At 54.0% G+C, this 16,116-nt stretch carries 20 protein-coding genes; 6 read left to right on the top strand and 14 right to left on the bottom strand.

Annotated elements, in window-relative coordinates:
- Position 1: 1 nt before the first annotated feature.
- Positions 2–649, bottom strand: a complete 648-nt coding sequence (gene trhA / locus CWI71_RS01135) for a PAQR family membrane homeostasis protein TrhA (RefSeq protein WP_126753510.1) — start codon at positions 647–649, stop codon at positions 2–4.
- A 21-nt stretch (positions 650–670) separates the two neighbouring features.
- Positions 671–967 carry a DUF3081 family protein gene (locus tag CWI71_RS01140; protein ID WP_126753405.1) on the bottom strand — a complete coding sequence of 99 codons (297 nt, stop codon included), beginning with the start codon at positions 965–967 and terminating at the stop codon, positions 671–673.
- 193 nt (positions 968–1,160) lie between these two features.
- Between CWI71_RS01140 and CWI71_RS01145 the strand changes: the two genes are divergently transcribed.
- Positions 1,161–1,787, top strand: a complete 627-nt coding sequence (locus tag CWI71_RS01145; RefSeq protein WP_126753406.1) for a TetR family transcriptional regulator — start codon at positions 1,161–1,163, stop codon at positions 1,785–1,787.
- On the opposite strand, the gene CWI71_RS01150 is transcribed toward CWI71_RS01145, so the two are convergent.
- Genes CWI71_RS01150 through CWI71_RS01165 form a run of 4 tightly spaced genes read right to left on the bottom strand, consistent with a single transcriptional unit; the run spans position 1,784 to position 4,175 of the window.
- A complete protein-coding gene (locus CWI71_RS01150) occupies positions 1,784–2,281 on the bottom strand; it encodes an MgtC/SapB family protein (RefSeq protein WP_126753407.1) in 498 nt (165 codons plus the stop codon). The two genes, CWI71_RS01145 and CWI71_RS01150, sit on opposite strands and share 4 nt — an antisense overlap.
- A gap of 6 nt (positions 2,282–2,287) precedes the next feature.
- On the bottom strand, positions 2,288–2,800 hold the full coding sequence (locus CWI71_RS01155) for an NADPH-dependent FMN reductase (protein WP_126753408.1): 513 nt from the start codon (positions 2,798–2,800) through the stop codon (positions 2,288–2,290).
- Complete coding sequence (locus tag CWI71_RS01160) at positions 2,797–3,441, bottom strand: DUF2959 domain-containing protein (RefSeq protein ID WP_126753409.1); 645 nt, start codon at positions 3,439–3,441, stop codon at positions 2,797–2,799. Before CWI71_RS01160 ends, CWI71_RS01155 begins: the two co-directional genes overlap by 4 nt.
- Positions 3,442–3,452: 11 nt before the next feature.
- Complete coding sequence (locus tag CWI71_RS01165; RefSeq protein WP_126753410.1) at positions 3,453–4,175, bottom strand: SDR family NAD(P)-dependent oxidoreductase; 723 nt, start codon at positions 4,173–4,175, stop codon at positions 3,453–3,455.
- Positions 4,176–4,285: 110 nt separating this feature from the next.
- On the opposite strand from CWI71_RS01165, the gene CWI71_RS01170 reads away from it, so the two are divergent.
- From CWI71_RS01170 to CWI71_RS01185, 4 genes are read left to right on the top strand one after another with little or no spacing between them, the layout of a single operon-like run.
- A complete protein-coding gene (locus CWI71_RS01170; RefSeq protein ID WP_126753411.1) occupies positions 4,286–5,179 on the top strand; it encodes a virulence factor BrkB family protein in 894 nt (297 codons plus the stop codon).
- On the top strand, positions 5,139–5,585 hold the full coding sequence (gene dtd / locus CWI71_RS01175; RefSeq protein WP_126753412.1) for a D-aminoacyl-tRNA deacylase: 447 nt from the start codon (positions 5,139–5,141) through the stop codon (positions 5,583–5,585). The genes CWI71_RS01170 and dtd overlap by 41 nt, the downstream gene beginning before the upstream one ends.
- Positions 5,586–5,588: 3 nt before the next feature.
- On the top strand, positions 5,589–6,488 hold the full coding sequence (locus CWI71_RS01180) for a bifunctional GNAT family N-acetyltransferase/hotdog fold thioesterase (RefSeq protein WP_126753413.1): 900 nt from the start codon (positions 5,589–5,591) through the stop codon (positions 6,486–6,488).
- Between the two features lie 19 nt (positions 6,489–6,507).
- On the top strand, positions 6,508–6,759 hold the full coding sequence (locus tag CWI71_RS01185) for a TraR/DksA family transcriptional regulator (protein WP_126753414.1): 252 nt from the start codon (positions 6,508–6,510) through the stop codon (positions 6,757–6,759).
- Here CWI71_RS01185 and hutH read toward each other — a convergent pair.
- From hutH to hutC, 3 genes are read right to left on the bottom strand one after another with little or no spacing between them, the layout of a single operon-like run.
- On the bottom strand, positions 6,756–8,291 hold the full coding sequence (gene hutH, locus CWI71_RS01190) for a histidine ammonia-lyase (protein WP_126753415.1): 1,536 nt from the start codon (positions 8,289–8,291) through the stop codon (positions 6,756–6,758). The two genes, CWI71_RS01185 and hutH, sit on opposite strands and share 4 nt — an antisense overlap.
- A complete protein-coding gene (hutU, locus tag CWI71_RS01195; RefSeq protein ID WP_126753416.1) occupies positions 8,291–9,967 on the bottom strand; it encodes a urocanate hydratase in 1,677 nt (558 codons plus the stop codon). The genes hutH and hutU overlap by 1 nt, the downstream gene beginning before the upstream one ends.
- A 39-nt stretch (positions 9,968–10,006) precedes the next feature.
- Complete coding sequence (hutC, locus tag CWI71_RS01200) at positions 10,007–10,702, bottom strand: histidine utilization repressor (protein ID WP_126753417.1); 696 nt, start codon at positions 10,700–10,702, stop codon at positions 10,007–10,009.
- Between the two features lie 93 nt (positions 10,703–10,795).
- On the opposite strand from hutC, the gene hutI reads away from it, so the two are divergent.
- Positions 10,796–12,004: an imidazolonepropionase gene (gene hutI, locus CWI71_RS01205; protein WP_126753418.1), complete on the top strand. Its 1,209-nt coding sequence runs from the start codon at positions 10,796–10,798 to the stop codon at positions 12,002–12,004.
- On the opposite strand, the gene CWI71_RS01210 is transcribed toward hutI, so the two are convergent.
- The 5 genes from CWI71_RS01210 to CWI71_RS01230 form a co-directional block, all read right to left on the bottom strand.
- Positions 11,986–13,032, bottom strand: a complete 1,047-nt coding sequence (locus CWI71_RS01210; RefSeq protein WP_126753419.1) for a formimidoylglutamase — start codon at positions 13,030–13,032, stop codon at positions 11,986–11,988. The two genes, hutI and CWI71_RS01210, sit on opposite strands and share 19 nt — an antisense overlap.
- Positions 13,033–13,035: 3 nt before the next feature.
- A complete protein-coding gene (gene rraA, locus CWI71_RS01215; RefSeq protein WP_126753420.1) occupies positions 13,036–13,521 on the bottom strand; it encodes a ribonuclease E activity regulator RraA in 486 nt (161 codons plus the stop codon).
- A gap of 104 nt (positions 13,522–13,625) precedes the next feature.
- The gene (gene hslU, locus CWI71_RS01220) at positions 13,626–14,957 is read right to left on the bottom strand and encodes an HslU--HslV peptidase ATPase subunit (protein WP_126753421.1); all 1,332 of its coding nucleotides are present in this window, start codon (positions 14,955–14,957) and stop codon (positions 13,626–13,628) included.
- Positions 14,950–15,486, bottom strand: coding sequence for an ATP-dependent protease subunit HslV (gene hslV, locus CWI71_RS01225; protein ID WP_126753422.1), 537 nt, complete (start codon positions 15,484–15,486; stop codon positions 14,950–14,952). The genes hslU and hslV overlap by 8 nt, the downstream gene beginning before the upstream one ends.
- A gap of 82 nt (positions 15,487–15,568) precedes the next feature.
- Positions 15,569–16,114: an SPOR domain-containing protein gene (locus tag CWI71_RS01230; protein ID WP_126753423.1), complete on the bottom strand. Its 546-nt coding sequence runs from the start codon at positions 16,112–16,114 to the stop codon at positions 15,569–15,571.
- Positions 16,115–16,116 lie beyond the last annotated feature (2 nt).

Genomic DNA, 16,116 nt, shown 5'->3' on the forward strand with positions numbered 1-16,116 from the left:
CTTACACCACGTCAGGATGCGGCAACACGAAATAAAAGATCGAGAAGAAATGTAAAACGCTGCCGGCTAATACAAACATATGCCAGATCGCATGATGGTATTTGAGCGATTTCCACACGTAAAAGATAACACCGAGACTATAGGCAAGGCCGCCGGCAAGTAATAATAACAGGCCACCTGTATCGACCAAGGCCAGCATGGGTTTAATCGCCACAACCGCCATCCAGCCCAGACCAAGGTATAGCGAAAGGGATAACCACTTTTTTCGTTTCTCGACGGCGAGTTCCAGAATGACGCCAACCAGGGCGATACTCCAGACAATGGCGAGCAAGCTCCAGCCCCACGGGCCGCGTAGATTAATCAACGCAAACGGCGTATAAGTGCCGGCAATCAGCAAATAAATAGCGGCATGGTCAACATGCTGAAAAAAGCGCTTGATACGCGGCCATGGGAATGCGTGGTATAGCGTCGAGGCCAGATACAACAGGATTAAACTGGCGCCATAAATGCTCACGCTGACCACATGCCAGTTGTCACCATAGGCGGCCGTCCACAGCAGCATCACCACCAAGCCTACAATACTGGCAATCGCGCCAATGCCGTGCGTGATGGCATGGGCAACTTCTTCAGCTACGCTGTAGGCTTTCATCTTCTTCAAACGACCTCTCCGTTAGTGATGCGGCTCTTCCGGATCTTGCCGGCCGGGTTTGTGATAATCGCGGCTTATTTGCTCAAGTTTGCGCATAAACAGATCATAATCACGACTGGTTTCATAATCCAGATGGTATTTATTATGAAATTCCAGCCTCATGGTCACATTGTGGCCTTCCAGAAAAACGGTGTAGCCGTCATGATCGGTATACGCGGTAATCCCCTCAAGGGTGTGTTTTCCTTGCTCAGCTTTACCATGCTCGTGGATTTTCTCATAAGCATCGAGTACCAGTCGTTGATCTATTTCATTTTTCATGGTCGAGCTCCTTGATTTTCTTTTTTCAGTATACCTTCAAAATGGGGGCTTTTCCTGCCAAATGCAACCCTACTATTGATTCGTATTCGTCGCGGAGGAGGATCACCAGGCAGCAGATTCAATTACATACATACATGAATGTTTGATTAATTTAGGGTATAATCTGACCCACTTGTCTAACTTGAGGTGAAACGTGGTTCGACGCACGAAAGCTGATGCCCTTACGACCCGAAATGCGTTACTGGATGCCGCCGAGCGCTTGTTCAGTGAGCGCGGGGTATCGAATACGTCTATGATGCAGGTTGCCGAAGCCGCCGGGGTGACCCGTGGCGCTATCTACCATCATTTTGAAAATAAGCTCGATCTGATTTACGCGCTCATGGAGCGCGTCAGCCTGCCGGTCGATAAAATGCGCGATCAGTTACAGGCGCAGTTACCTGATGAGCCGTTGCGTCAGCTGCGTGAGCGTTGCCTGCACGTGGTACACCAGGTCGAGCACGACCCGCATATGCGCTCACTGGTGAATATTCTGTGTCACAAGTGTGAGTATGTCGAAGACACCCTGCCGATTCATATGCGTCACTTAAGCGGTCGTAACGAATGCATTGATGAGTGTGTGAAGCTTATTGAAATGGCGCAACAGCAAGGTTCAGTGGCCGCGACCACTGATGCCCGGCGTGCGGTATTGGGCATGTTTGCGCTGATTGACGGGCTCTTTTATAACTGGCTGCTCGATACCGATTATTTCGATTTGAGCACCACCGCGCGTACAACCATTGATACGTATTTGCAGGGCTTACAGGTGAACAAGCAGGGTTAACCCTGCTTGTCCCGGCGAAAGCTGGTTTTCCAGCCGGTATATTTTTTGTGCACCCCACGGGTGAGCGACTGAAAATAGTCTTCCAGCAAGTCGACACCAAAGAGTACACCGACCACGACCACCGCCAGCTTGATAGCGACATCGAGATAGCCAAGACCAATGGCAACACCCACTGAGGCCAGCACCCAGATGGTGGCTGCTGAGGTCACCCCAACGACCACCCCATCGCGCGCCAGCATTACGCCCGCGCCTAAGAAGCCAATACCGGTAATCACCTGGCCAATAATGCGTGAGGGGTCGGTCGCATCGGTCATCACCGAACTGGCACCGACAATGAATAAGTAGGTACCCAGGGTGATCAGAGATGAGGTGCGAATACCCACTGGTTTCCCACGCATCTGCCGTTCCAGTCCGACCAACGAACCACAGAGCAAGGCGGTACCGATGGCGGCCCAGGAGTAGGGCTCAATAATAAGCAGCTGTTGCCAGTCCACGGGCGATCAATCTCCTTGTTTCAGAAACTTCGCGATAAAATCAGCATCTACTTCAGCTATTTTAGCATGATCTGCTTTAGCTACACTGACAACATTCGGTGCCACCCAGGCACCCACGTTGGCGAGCACGCTGCGCAGGTCAGTCATTGACCGCGCTGCGCCGAACTGCCCCGGTGACGCACCCGCCATTAATACGCTTTTGCCGGTCCAGGGATTATTCTCCAGCCGCGAACTCCAGTCGATGGCGTTCTTGAGGAGCGGCGGAATCGACGAATTGTACTCGGGCGTCACCACCACGACTTTACTTGCTTCTGAGATAGCCGTGGCCAGTTTTTGGATATTGCTCGGCACGCCATACTCATCTTCGTAGTCGCCCTGATAGAGCGGGGCATCGAGTTCGCTTGGCGGATAGGCGTAACATTGCAAACCGTTGAGCTCGGCGACTTCAGCAATGCGCTCTTGCAAGCGACGGTTGAACGACGCGCGACGGCTGCTACCGGCAATAATTAATAAACTCATTCAGGACCCTCCTGCATAGCTTGGATAAAGGCATCAGATTCAGCAATGGCGGCTTCCATTTCACGAACCAACTCCGCCACATCTGCTTGTAAGCTGCGGTACTCTCCCCGGATCGCATCCACCGCAGCTGCGTTTAAATTATGTTTTAAGTACAACACGTTATCTTGCAACTTCTCAAGTACCGGCTCCATGGTTGCGGCCGCGCGCTCCATGCTTTGCAACAGCGCAGCGTAGCGCCGTTCGGTTTCACGCAGTGAGCGCTCACTTTGGCGACGAAGACTGTCGTTGCTGTACTCGTCAAGCTCATTGCGCCATTCGTCAAAGAGATCCTGAGCGACTTGATCAATCGCCGCAATACGGTCATTCACGCGCTCGGCAGCGGCTTTGCTGGCCTCATAATCATCATTCAGCGCTTTGTACTCGGCTTCGAGTTCGCCACCTTCAATTTGCAGCATCTCGTCCAGCCGCTCCAACGCTGACTTAAATTCTTCCTGCGCATCGGCCTGTGCGTCCCGTGCTTCATCGACACGGTCAACCAAGATATCGCGCTTGTGAATTCCTACTTTTTCCATCGCGCCGTAATAGGCGCTCTGACAACCGCTTAATAGCATTACGGTCGCCACGATTGCTAACCATCGCATCGCGGTTCCTCCTAATAGGGCAGCTCGCTTCCGTCCCAGTGTAACAGCTTGCCTGAGTGCTCCGTAGTCAAATTTGCGATGACCTCGGCGATACGTTCAGCGGACTGCATAGGACTGTAAAGCTTGTCGTCCGCCACGCGCTCCTGAAAGGGTTCTGATAACTGCGTATCCGTCGTGCCCGGATGAATGGCCGCAATCACCAGTTTCTTATGACTACGCCCCAATTCAATGGATGCGGTTTTCAGCAGCATATTCAAGGCTGCTTTACTGGCCCGGTAGCTGTACCAGCCACCGAGATAGTTGTCGGTGATACTGCCGACTTTGGCACTGAGCTGAACAAAGAACGCCGACGACTTTTTCGGAAGTTTATCCAATACTTGCTGCAATACCAGCATGGGTAATATCGCGTTAATTTTAAAGGAGTGCTCTAATTGCGTCGCGTTGACCGCACCCAGATGTTTTTCTGGCATAAAGTCGTCGTTGTGCAACATGCCAATGGTACTAATCACGCCGTCAACCGCATCGGTGTCGGGTAACACCTCGCGAAGGGCCGCATAGTCATCAATTTGTTGCCAGTCCAGCTGCTCACTCTTCAGCGGTGCGCTCTGTCGGCTATATGCAGTGACCTGCCAGCCGGCCTCCAGATAATGTTTGACCAGCGCCTGGCCAAGACCTCCGCCGGCACCGACTATCAGTAAATGACCCGTCGGTTTATCGGATTTTTTGTCCGTCATGAATACCTCCGCTACGCTTATAGGCAAGTGGTAAATTCTTTACTAGCTTTACGCAAACGAAGCGGTTTGGGATTATAGTGAGTCTCAAAGCATTGATTTCAGAGGCAACAATGAGCCAGGAAAACGACAAACAATCTTCGGTTTGGCAACAACGTATGCAGTGCGCGTGGCAATTTTTGCTGTATTACGTGCGCCGTTGTTTTAATGATCGGGTGACCATTATTGCCGGGCATCTGACCTTTGTCAGTATGCTGGCACTGGTCCCCTTATTGGTGGTGATCTTCTCTATTTTTTCCGCGTTTCCGATGTTCGACGTGTTTCGGCAAGAGGTCGAAGCTTTTTTATTTGCTAATCTGCTACCCGCTTCAGGTGAAGAAATTAAGCAGTATTTAAATGAATTTATCAGCAATGTCTCGCAAATGACGGCTATTGGTGCCATTTTCGTAATTGTCGTCGCGGTCAACCTGCTCTCAACCATCGACACCACGATGAACCGCATCTGGCGCAACACTCACCCGCGGCGCTTACCGGTCGCCTTTGCAGTGTACTGGATGATTCTTACCTTAGGTCCGATTTTAATTGGTTCCGGTATGGCCGTGAGTTCCTATCTGGTGTCGCTCACTGCTTTTGCTGAAAGCTATGTGTCAGGTCTACGCAAGGTGCTACTGGCAGTGGTGCCGGTCTTTACCACAATGATTGCCTTTTTACTTATGTACGTAATGTTACCCAATCGGGTAGTAAAAATTCGTCATGCGATTTGGGGCGCATTACTCGCTGCCATCTTATTTGAACTCAGCAAAACCGGATTTGCGATCTATGTCACCAACTTTGCCTCCTACAAAGCCATTTATGGTGCTTTAGCTGCCATCCCCATCCTGTTACTCTGGATTTATTTGTCCTGGACTATTGTCCTGATTGGCGCGGAGCTAACCGCCAGTATTGAAGAGTTTTTTGAGGAAGATGATGAAAGCACTACTGCAGAGAGTGACGAAAGCGCAGGTTGAAATTGATGACAAGGTGGTCGGTAGCATAGAGCAGGGTCTGCTTATCCTGTTGGGCATCACACCCGATGACAATCAGGAGATTGCCACCAAGCTGGCCAAAAGAGTGGCTGGCTATCGGTTGTTCAGTGACGCCGACGATAAAATGAATCTGAGTTTAACTGATATTGATGGCGGCGCTTTGGTGGTTTCGCAATTTACCCTGGCGGCCGATACCAACAGCGGCCGCCGTCCGAGTTTTTCCAGCGCCGCGCCACCGGCGCAGGCCGAGCCCCTATACCGGCATTTCGTTGCTGCGCTTGAACAGCTTGGCATTCGCGTCGCGACCGGTGAGTTTGGCGCGGACATGCAGGTTAGCCTGACCAATGACGGTCCGGTCACCTTTTTACTCGATACGGAGAAAAACTAAGTTATGTATAAGGTGATCAGCCCCAGCAATGACGCACATTGGCAAACCTATTTTGATTTACGTTACCGGGTGCTGCGCGAACCGTTTCAGCGGCCGCGCGGATCAGAACAGGATGAATACGACCGGGTCGGCTATCATCGCATGGTGGTCAACGAGGCCGGGCAAGCCGTGGCAGTCGGCCGTCTGCATTTTAACAGTCCGGACGAAGGCCAGATCCGTTTTATGGCCTCAGCGCCGGAGCATCGCGGTGAAGGCCATGGCGTGGCGATTGTGCATGCGCTTGAGCAAGTAGCGCGCGAGGAAGGCGCCAGTCACATTGTCATTAACTCGCGCGACAACACCCTTGGTTTCTATCTGAAGTGCGGTTACCTGCTGGTGGAAGAAGCCGATACCGTTCGTAACCCCAGCGCTGAGCATCAGTTACGTAAAACGCTGACCGAGCAAAACCGTATTATTTATCGTCCTGACTGGTGTCAGCAGCTTGAATCTACCTGGCACGACGAGATACCGATCTCAGAAACCATGGGCATTCGTATCAGTCAGTACACGGGTCGTGAATTTGAAACCCATGCCCAGTTAGCGCGTAATATTAACGTGCACGGCACCATGTTCGCCGGCAGTATTTATTCGCTCGCTACCTTGACGTGCTGGGGGCTATTGCACTTACAATTGCGCGAACGACAGCTGCAGGGCTCGGTGGTACTGGCCGACGGTAACATTCATTACCACAAGCCTATTACCCGCGAACCCCGTGCGGTGGCAAGGCTCATTGACATGAACGGTGACCTTTCCGGCTTACAAAGTGGACAAAACGCGCGTGTGAATCTTAAATCACAAGTATTCGACGGCGAAAAACCTGTCGCCGAGTTCACCGGGCAGTTTGTTGTACTCGCCAAACGATAGAACGAAGAAGGACGTGAACATGAGTGAATCTTTATCCGCCCAGCAGTTGTTACGCATCCGCAGCAAATTAGAAGCCATTATTACTGAACAACCGGAAACCTCTGCCGCGCTGTCCGCCAGCGCTGCGCTACAGCGCATGCGTAGCGGTGAATACGGCTACTGTGTGGAATGTGGCGACGAAATCTCCGCCGCCCGCCTTGCCGCGAAGCCTGATGTCGCCTTATGTGTCGACTGTCAGGCACTCAAAGATGAGGAAGATGAGGACGCTTAAGCGTCCTCGAACAAGGCTCCCTTACTAATCAGCTCACCCAGCCGCCCGCTATAAATAAGCTCTGCCGCGGCTTCAATGTCCGGCGCGAAATAACGATCCTGGTCATAGTAATTTACCTTCTCGCGCACTAAACCGTGGGCCTGCTCCACCAGCGGCGAACCACGCAGCGGGCGCCGGAAATCCACGCCCTGTGCAGCTTCAAGCAGCTCAATTGCAACGATATCGCGGATATTCTGTGCAATATCAGTGAGCCGTCGCGCAGCAAACGTGGCCATGGAAACATGGTCTTCCTGATTCGCAGAGGTCGGCAGACTGTCTATTGAAGCCGGATGCGCCAAAGTCTTGTTCTCAGAGGCCAGCGCGGCGGCCGTCACCTGGGCCAGCATAAAGCCAGAGTTCACACCACCATTGTTAACCAGAAATGGCGGTAAGTTACTCAGGTGATGATCGATCAGTAAAGCACTGCGACGTTCTGACAAGGCACCAATTTCACTTGCAGCGATGGCAATGGTGTCGGCTGCAAGGGCGACCGGTTCAGCATGGAAGTTACCGCCAGAGATAATGTCGCCGTTATCGTGAAATACCAGCGGGTTGTCGGTCACGCCATTGGCTTCACGCGAAAGAATACTGCTGGCATGACGCAACTGATCGTAAATCGCACCCATTACCTGAGGCTGACAGCGCAGTGAATAAGGGTCTTGCACCTTGTCGCAGTGTTCATGCTCGGCGGCAATTTCCGAAGTATCGGTCAGCAACTGACGGAAACTTTCGGCCACGGCAATCTGACCTAACTGACCACGTACCGCGTGGATACGCGCATCAAACGGTGCCCGTGAACCCATTGCCGCTTCGACCGACATGGCGCCCGCTACCAGCGCGCTATGGAATACCCGCTCGACCTGAAACAACCCATGCAGCGCCAACGCGGTTGACGCCTGGGTGCCGTTCAACAGCGCCAGCCCTTCTTTCGGTGCCAGCGTCATTGGCTGCATGCCGATTTTCGCTAAGCCCTCTTTTGCCGCGAAGATTTCGCCGCGGTAGCGCAGCCGGCCTTCTCCAATCAGTGGCAGCACCAAATGTGCCAATGGTGCCAGGTCACCTGAGGCACCGACCGAGCCTTTGCTCGGTACACAGGGGTACATTTCTTCGTTCAGCAACTGAATCAACGCATCAATCACTTCCTGACGGATGCCAGAGAAGCCACGGCTCAGTGAGTTAATTTTAAGCAACAACATTAACCGCACCACGGTATCATCCATGAGCTCGCCGGTACCAGCGGCATGCGAGAGTACGATGCGACGCTGCAGATCTTCCAGCTTTTCCGGTGGAATACGGGTATTCGCCAGCAGGCCGAAACCGGTATTAATGCCGTAGACCACTTTACCCGCATCGAGCACTTTGCGGATGGTTTCTGACGAGCGCGTAATGGCGGCTTTTGCATCTTCATGCAGGCCCATTTGCTGCGGCGCCTGCCACCACTGTCGCAAGTGATTCAGCGTCAGGTGGCCTGGTTCTAAGGTAAATACTGCCATTACTTGTCCTCCACCATCGGTAAATCAAGGCCTTGTTCTTTAGCGCAGTTTACAGCGATATCGTAACCTGCATCGGCATGGCGCATCACACCAGTGCCCGGGTCGTTCCACAGGACTCGCCCGATACGCTCGCGCGCGGCGTCGGTACCATCCGCGACAATCACCACACCGGCATGTTGTGAGTAGCCCATGCCTACGCCACCACCGTGATGCAAGCTCACCCAGGTGGCGCCGCCAGCAGTGTTCAGCAGAGCGTTCAGTAACGGCCAGTCAGAGACAGCGTCGGAGCCGTCGAGCATGCTTTCTGTTTCGCGGTTCGGGCTGGCAACCGAGCCTGAATCCAGGTGGTCACGACCAATCACAACCGGTGCTTTCAGCTCGCCGCTTTGCACCATCTCGTTAAATGCTTTGGCAATGCGCGCCCGATCTTTCAGACCAATCCAGCAGATCCGTGCCGGCAAGCCCTGGAAGCTGATACGCTCACGCGCCATATCGAGCCAGTTATGCAAATGCGGATCCTCCGGGATCAGCTCTTTTACTTTCGCGTCGGTTTTATAAATGTCTTCCGGATCCCCCGACAGCGCCACCCAACGGAAGGGGCCAATGCCCTCACAGAACAGCGGACGAATATAAGCAGGGACAAAACCCGGGAAGTCAAAAGCATTCTCAACGCCCACGTCTTTGGCCATCTGGCGAATGTTATTACCGTAATCCAGAGTTGCCGCACCACGCTCCTGCAAAGTCAGCATCGCTTTGACCTGCACTGCCATCGAGTTTTTTGCGGCCATGACCGTGCCTTGCGGGTCACTTTCTTGTTTGGCCTGATAGTCGTCGAGCGTCCAGCCCTGCGGCAGATAGCCATGTAACGGATCATGCGCAGAGGTCTGGTCGGTCACAACATCGGGCGTAATGTTACGCTCTACTAATTCAGCGTAGACGTCTGCGGCATTGGCCAATAAACCTACGGAAATCGCACGGCCTTTCTGCTCAGCATTCTTTAACAGTTCCAATGCCTCATCAAGTGAGGTGGCTTTGTGATCAAGATAGCGGGTACGCAAACGAAAATCGATGCGCGACTCATCGACTTCTACTGCCAGCATGCTGTATCCGGCCATGGTTGCGGCTAAAGGTTGCGCGCCGCCCATACCGCCCAAGCCACCGGTCAGAATCCAGCGCCCTTTGGTTTCGCCGTCAAAATGCTGCTTGGCCACCGCCACGAAAGTTTCGTAGGTGCCCTGCACGATGCCCTGCGAACCAATATAAATCCACGAGCCTGCAGTCATCTGGCCGTACATCATCAGGCCTTTTTTATCGAGCTCGTTGAAGTGCTCCCAGTTGGCCCACTCCGGCACTAGGTTGGAGTTAGCAATCAGTACCCGCGGCGCATCTTCATGCGTCGGGAACACACCAACCGGCTTACCCGACTGAATTAACAGGGTTTCGGTGGGCTGCAGGCGTTCCAGTACTTCGACAATTTTGTCGAAGCTTTCCCAGCTGCGCGCGGCGCGGCCAATGCCACCATACACCACGAGCGCGTGCGGATGCTCGGCCACTTCAGCGTCCAGATTATTCATTAACATGCGTTTAGCAGCTTCCACCTGCCAGTTACAGGTGGTGAGTTCACTGCCACGAGGGGCACGAATCGTACGACTGGTATCGAGTCGGGTAAAGCTCATGTGTGTTGTCCTTTTCTTATAAACGTCATAGAAGATGACTTAAAACTGTAAGTGTCCGCCTAAACTAAAACGTGAACCTGGATGCGTGAGCACCGCATAGGTGACCACGCCCTGTGCGCTCCAGGTGCGCCGGTGAATACGTAAACAAGGCTCGGGTTTACTTAACTGCAGCCACTGGCATAGCTGATTTGAAGGCGTCACCGCTTCAATTTCATGGCTGGCTTCGGTCAGCGGTTGCGCCTCGCACAAATGCTCGTGCGGCGTGGTATGCAGATAATCCTGCTTGAGGTAATCCGGCGCTAATGCCGGATTCACGTAACGCTCTTCCACCTGCACCGGTAAACCGTTCTCAAAATGACTGATCACCGAGTGAAATACCGTGTCGCCGGGTTGCAGATTGAGCATCTCGGCCACCAGATCAGACGCCGCCTCGCGGCGTAGCACATGTACCTTAGAGTGATAATCGTGCTGGCGCGCGCGGATTTCATCGGCGATATTGCGAATGGCCATGAATGAGGTCTGTGACTTAATCGGCGCAACGAAGGTGCCGGACCCTTTGGTACGAATGACGATGCCCTCATCAGCCAGCTCCTGTAACGCGCGCCGGGCGGTCATGCGACTGACCTTAAACTGCAGCGCTAATGCATTCTCAGAGCTCACCGGATGGTTTTCGGGCCACTCGCCTGAGGCGATTTTGCCGTAAACGTGCTGTTTGATTGCGGAAAATTTAGCCATATTCCAGTCTACCCATAGGTGAAGGTGGTGAAATTATGCTAGAGTGTAGGCAACTCTATTTGTATATACAAGTATTAAGGGAGAGAAAGTTGTATGACTCAGGCACAACAACGTATTGAAAACGTCCGGGTCGCGACCACGCAGGGCGACGGTTATGGTTTGCTGGAAGATGCGGTGGTGGTGATCGACCAAGGCATAATTAGCTACGTTGGAGCGGCTGTCGATGCACCGGCAGCCGCTACCGGCTGCGCCGTAATTGATGCGGGCGGAAAGTTGTTAACGCCGGGGCTGATTGACTGTCATACGCATCTGGTCTGGGCAGGGACACGTGCCGACGAGTTTGCCCGGCGGCTGCACGGTGTCAGCTACGCCGATATCGCCGCCAGCGGCGGTGGCATTGCCGCCACGGTCCGGGCCACCCGCGCCGCCAGCGAAGATGAGCTGGTTGCGGTCAGCACGCCGCGTTTGCAGGCACTGATGCGCGAGGGCGTGACTACCGTTGAAATTAAATCAGGCTATGGTCTGTCGCTTGCCGATGAGCGCAAACAACTGCAAGCAGCCAGACGGCTTGCCGCCGCGCATGACGTGAGCGTACAGACGACCTTGCTGGCGGCCCATGCGCTGCCACCGGAGTACAAAGACGCGCCCGACGCTTACATTGACCATATTATTGACACTATCTTGCCAACGCTGGCTGGCGAAGACCTGGTCGACGCGGTCGATGCCTTTTGTGAAAACGTGGGCTTCTCGCCAGCACAAACCGAGCGGGTATTTAAAGCCGCGCAGCAGTTGCAGCTACCGGTGAAGCTTCACGCCGAACAACTGAGCAATCAGCATGGCAGCGCGCTTGCCGCGCGTTATCAGGCGCTTTCCTGTGATCACCTGGAACATCTGGATGAAGAGGGCGTCAAAGCCATGGCGGCAAGCGGTACGGTAGCGGTGTTATTACCGGGAGCTTTTTACTTTCTGCGGGAAACCAAGCAGCCGCCGTTGGCGTTATTGCGTGAACATCAGGTGCCCATCGCCTTGGCCACCGATGCCAACCCTGGCACCTCGCCTATTTTGAGTCTGCAGCTGATGTTGCAGATGGGCGCGACCTTCTTCCGCATGACACCCGAAGAATGCCTGCGCGGTGTGACCGTGCATGCGGCGAAAGCTTTAGGACTTTATGATCGTGGTCAGGTGGTTGCCGGCCAGCGTGCCGATTTATGTCTGTGGGACTGCACTTCAGCGGCCGACCTGACTTATCAGTTTGGCACCGACCGCCTTATCGCTTGCTGGCATCACGGCAAGCGCCGCTGAACGCCCTCAAGATAAGCAAGCACTAACTCACTTAGTAATTGCGCGCAGGCCATGTCGCCTGCTTCACGTCCCGCCGGGTGCAAACTCGGCGCGGCTTCAGCCAGGTGCAGGTAGCGCGTGGTCGGCAAGGCGGCAAGCTCGGCCACCAGGGTATACCCGTGGCGGATGCTTAAACCGTTAAAGTTAATGGCGCTCGCTGGTACCCCTTGCAGGGCGTCTACGTCAATCTCAATGCCTAATGGCCGCTGCCAGGCATCGGCCTGCGCGCGCAGCGCTGCCAACTGCTCCGGCCAATGACCGCGATACAGCTCATGCACACTGGTGTAGGTAAAACCAGCCTCGGCCAGTTGGCGCAGACTCTCGGCATTATTTTTGCCTTCATGCAGACCCACCACATGGTAATTCGCCAAAAAGCCGTCGGTATGGGCGTAGCTAAAACCATTACCGCTATGACGACCTTCGCGGGCGCGAAAATCGGCATGGGGATCAAGGTTCATGGCCGCTACCTGGGCATCCACTGCTTCGCTCAGGCTGCGTAGCAGCGGATAGGCATTATTGTGTCCGCCGCCAATCAAGATGACTTCGTAGCCGTCACAAAAAAGTGGTACTAAAGCTTGCATGACACGCTGATCAAGTTGCTGACACAGATTACGCAGCTCCTGCACCTGTCCTGCATCACTGGTGCGCAGCGCGGCGGCCTGTTCCTGCAGATCGCTGCACTCCACCTGACCGACGAGCAATAGCTCATGACTGGCAATAAAGCGAGTGTCCTGCAGATTGCATAAACCTTTTAGCGCCGCGGGCCAGGCGGTTTCCGCACCACCCCGGCCAAGATTGCCGCGTGGGCCGATGCTTTCCGGCACTCCGAGCAAGGCAATTTTGGCGCCGTGTTCGCGCGCTTTTTGTAAGGCATGACGGTAGGCATCAAAGGAGTCACACTCAGGCAGTGCGTGCAATGTCTGGCCAAGACGAACTTCGCCGGGGCGTGGTGTGGTCCACGCCGCGGGATCACAGGCAGTCAGGTACATAACTTATTCAATATCAAGTGGTTCAGGCGACAGGATGACCCCGGTGGTGTCGGCGTAAATATGATCTTCAGGCAGGAAGGTCACGCCACCAAAGTTCACCGCGACGTCAACTTCACCGACGCCCTCAGCTGTGGCACCCACAGGAATCGAAGCCAGCGCCATAATGCCAATGTCCAGTTCATCCAGCGCGTCGACATCACGGACGGCGCCATAGCAGATGATGCCTTCCCAGTCGTTGTCAAACGCCAGCTCGGCAACAGCAATATCGATCAGGGCGCGGCGGCTTGAGCCACCACCGTCAATCAGCAGAACTTTGCCAGTTCCGGATTGTTGCACCACCTCTTCGATAACACCCTTGTCTTCAAAGCATTTCACCGTGACCAATTGGCCGCCGAACGACACCCGTCCACCGTAGTGCACAAACATGGGTTCGACGACGTCGACCATGTCAGGGTAAAGATCGCAAAGCTCCGAAGTATTGTATTCCATTGCCGTTCCCCTGCCTGTTACATCATTGAATTGAGAAGGTTTGTTTCAGGCACAGTATAGCCCCTATTTAGCCGCCGCAAAAGAAAAGTCGGGGCTTCGAGCCGCTATAAAATAAAGCGGCTCAAATCTTCGTCCTGCGCGAGTTTGCCCAGATGCATATCGACATACTCAGCGTCGATGCAAATGGTCTCACCCTGCAGGTCACTGGCACGGAACGATACGTCTTCCATCAAGCGCTCAAGCACCGTATGCAGACGCCGCGCCCCGATGTTTTCGGTAGTCTCATTGACCTGAAACGCGGTTTCGGCAATGCGCTGAATACCATTTTCGGTAAATTCCACATTGACGCCTTCAGTTTTCATCAGGGCAATATACTGCGTGGTCAATGACGCATTCGGCTCGGTCAGAATCCGCACAAAGTCACCGCTGGTCAGGGCATCCAACTCAACGCGGATCGGCAAACGGCCCTGTAGCTCAGGGATCAGATCCGATGGTTTTGACATCTGGAACGCGCCTGAGGCAATGAACAGAATATGATCGGTCTTCACCATGCCGTGCTTGGTGGACACTGTGGTACCTTCCACCAATGGCAGCAGATCACGCTGCACGCCCTCGCGTGACACGTCGGGCCCGCTGGTGTCAGCGCGCTTACAAATCTTGTCGACCTCATCAAGGAACACAATACCGTTTTGCTCGACGGAGTTCAGTGCCTGCTCTTTTACCTCTTCCGGGTTCAGCATCTTGGCCGCTTCTTCTTCGACCAGGTGCTTAAAGGCATCTTTAATTTTCAGCTTACGTGGCTTGCTTTTATCTTTGCCAAGATTCTGGAACATGTTCTGTAACTGCGAGGTCATCTCTTCCATGCCCGGCGGTGCCATAATTTCGACGCCCATCTGTGGCATTGCCAGATCGATCTCTATTTCTTTGTCGTCCAACTGACCTTCACGCAGTTTCTTACGGAACACCTGGCGCGTATTGCTTTGCTCGCGCTCAGTCTTGTCTTCATCGGCCCAACCTTTGGCAGGCGGAAGCAAGGCATCCAGAATACGTTCTTCGGCCGCTTCTTCGGCACGAAAACGTACTTTTTTCATCATCTGCTCGCGGGTTTGTTTCACGGCGGTATCGGTCAGATCGCGGATGATCGACTCAATTTCTTTACCCACATAGCCAACTTCGGTGAATTTCGTCGCTTCCACTTTAATGAAAGGCGCATTCGCAAGCTTGGCCAGACGCCGGGCAATTTCGGTTTTACCGACACCGGTTGGACCAATCATCAGAATGTTTTTCGGCGTGACTTCATGGCGCAGCTCATCTTCTAACTGCATGCGACGCCAGCGATTACGCAGGGCCACGGCGACGGCTTTCTTGGCGTTGTCCTGGCCAATAATATGACGATTCAGCTCGTCAACAATTTCACGGGGGGTCATATCAGACATCGGCCACAGACTCCTGTTCTTCAATGGTTTGACTGGTGTTGGTGTAAATGCAGATCTCACCAGCAATGGTCAGTGCTTTTTCAACAATCTCACGCGCGCTCAGATCGGTGTTTTCCATCAGCGCCCGCGCGGCTGCTTGCGCGTAGGGGCCACCGGAACCGATGGCAATCAGATCGTTTTCCGGCTGAATGACGTCACCATTACCTGAAATAATCAGCGAGGTGTGCTTGTCCGCCACCGCCAGTAATGCTTCTAAGCGGCGCAGCGCACGGTCGGTACGCCACTCTTTGGCAAGCTCAACCGCTGCTTTTGCCAGGTTGCCCTGGTGCTGCTCGAGCTTGCCTTCAAAGCGTTCAAACAGGGTGAAAGCGTCGGCGGTACCGCCGGCAAAACCAGCGATGACTTTGTCGTTGTGCAACCGGCGCACTTTACGCACGTTGCCTTTCATGACGGTGTTGCCAAGGGTGGCCTGGCCATCGCCGCCGATGACCACTTTGTCACCGCGGCGGACAGAAACTATCGTAGTCACAATTACGTCCTCTTCGTTGCTATGCAAACTTTAATGAGGGCGGAATTGGCAATTTCAATGGCTACGCCAGAAAGAATCGAGCTTACAGATTCCAGTTCCAGATCTGGCAGCCATGAATATTGGCACGTTGCAGGGTATGGCGATCCGCTTCTGCGGCGCGTTTGGTCTCATAAGGACCTAACACGACGCGGTACCAGGTGCCGCCGTTGGAGGGATAGATTTTTGACTCGAGCCCTTGCATGGCAATAGCTGCGCGCAGACGCTCGGCATCGGATTGCTTACGGAACGAACCGCATTGCATCAGTTTCGGTGGACCCAGCTCACGCTCCGGCACATCGACTTCAACCTCAAGGTTTTCCAGCTCTTCAATGTACTGCCAGCGCTCTTCCGGTTTTTCCGGAATCGGCTCCGCCGTCGGTTGCGGCGTGCTGGCTGGCACCTCGGTCGTGGTCGCCGGGGCGTCTGGATTGCCCCCGGCAATAAAACGTAAGCCCAGCACCAGCGCCACCACCAACACAATCGCCAATACCACAATGCCCCAAGGCACCTGACGCTGAGGTGCTTTGCGGTTGTTCTTGCCCTTTGCGGACTTGCGTTGTGGCGGTCGTTTACGGTTGGCGTAATCCATGC

This window comes from Pseudidiomarina insulisalsae (assembly GCF_003987065.1).
In the GTDB taxonomy this organism is placed as follows: domain Bacteria; phylum Pseudomonadota; class Gammaproteobacteria; order Enterobacterales; family Alteromonadaceae; genus Pseudidiomarina; species Pseudidiomarina insulisalsae.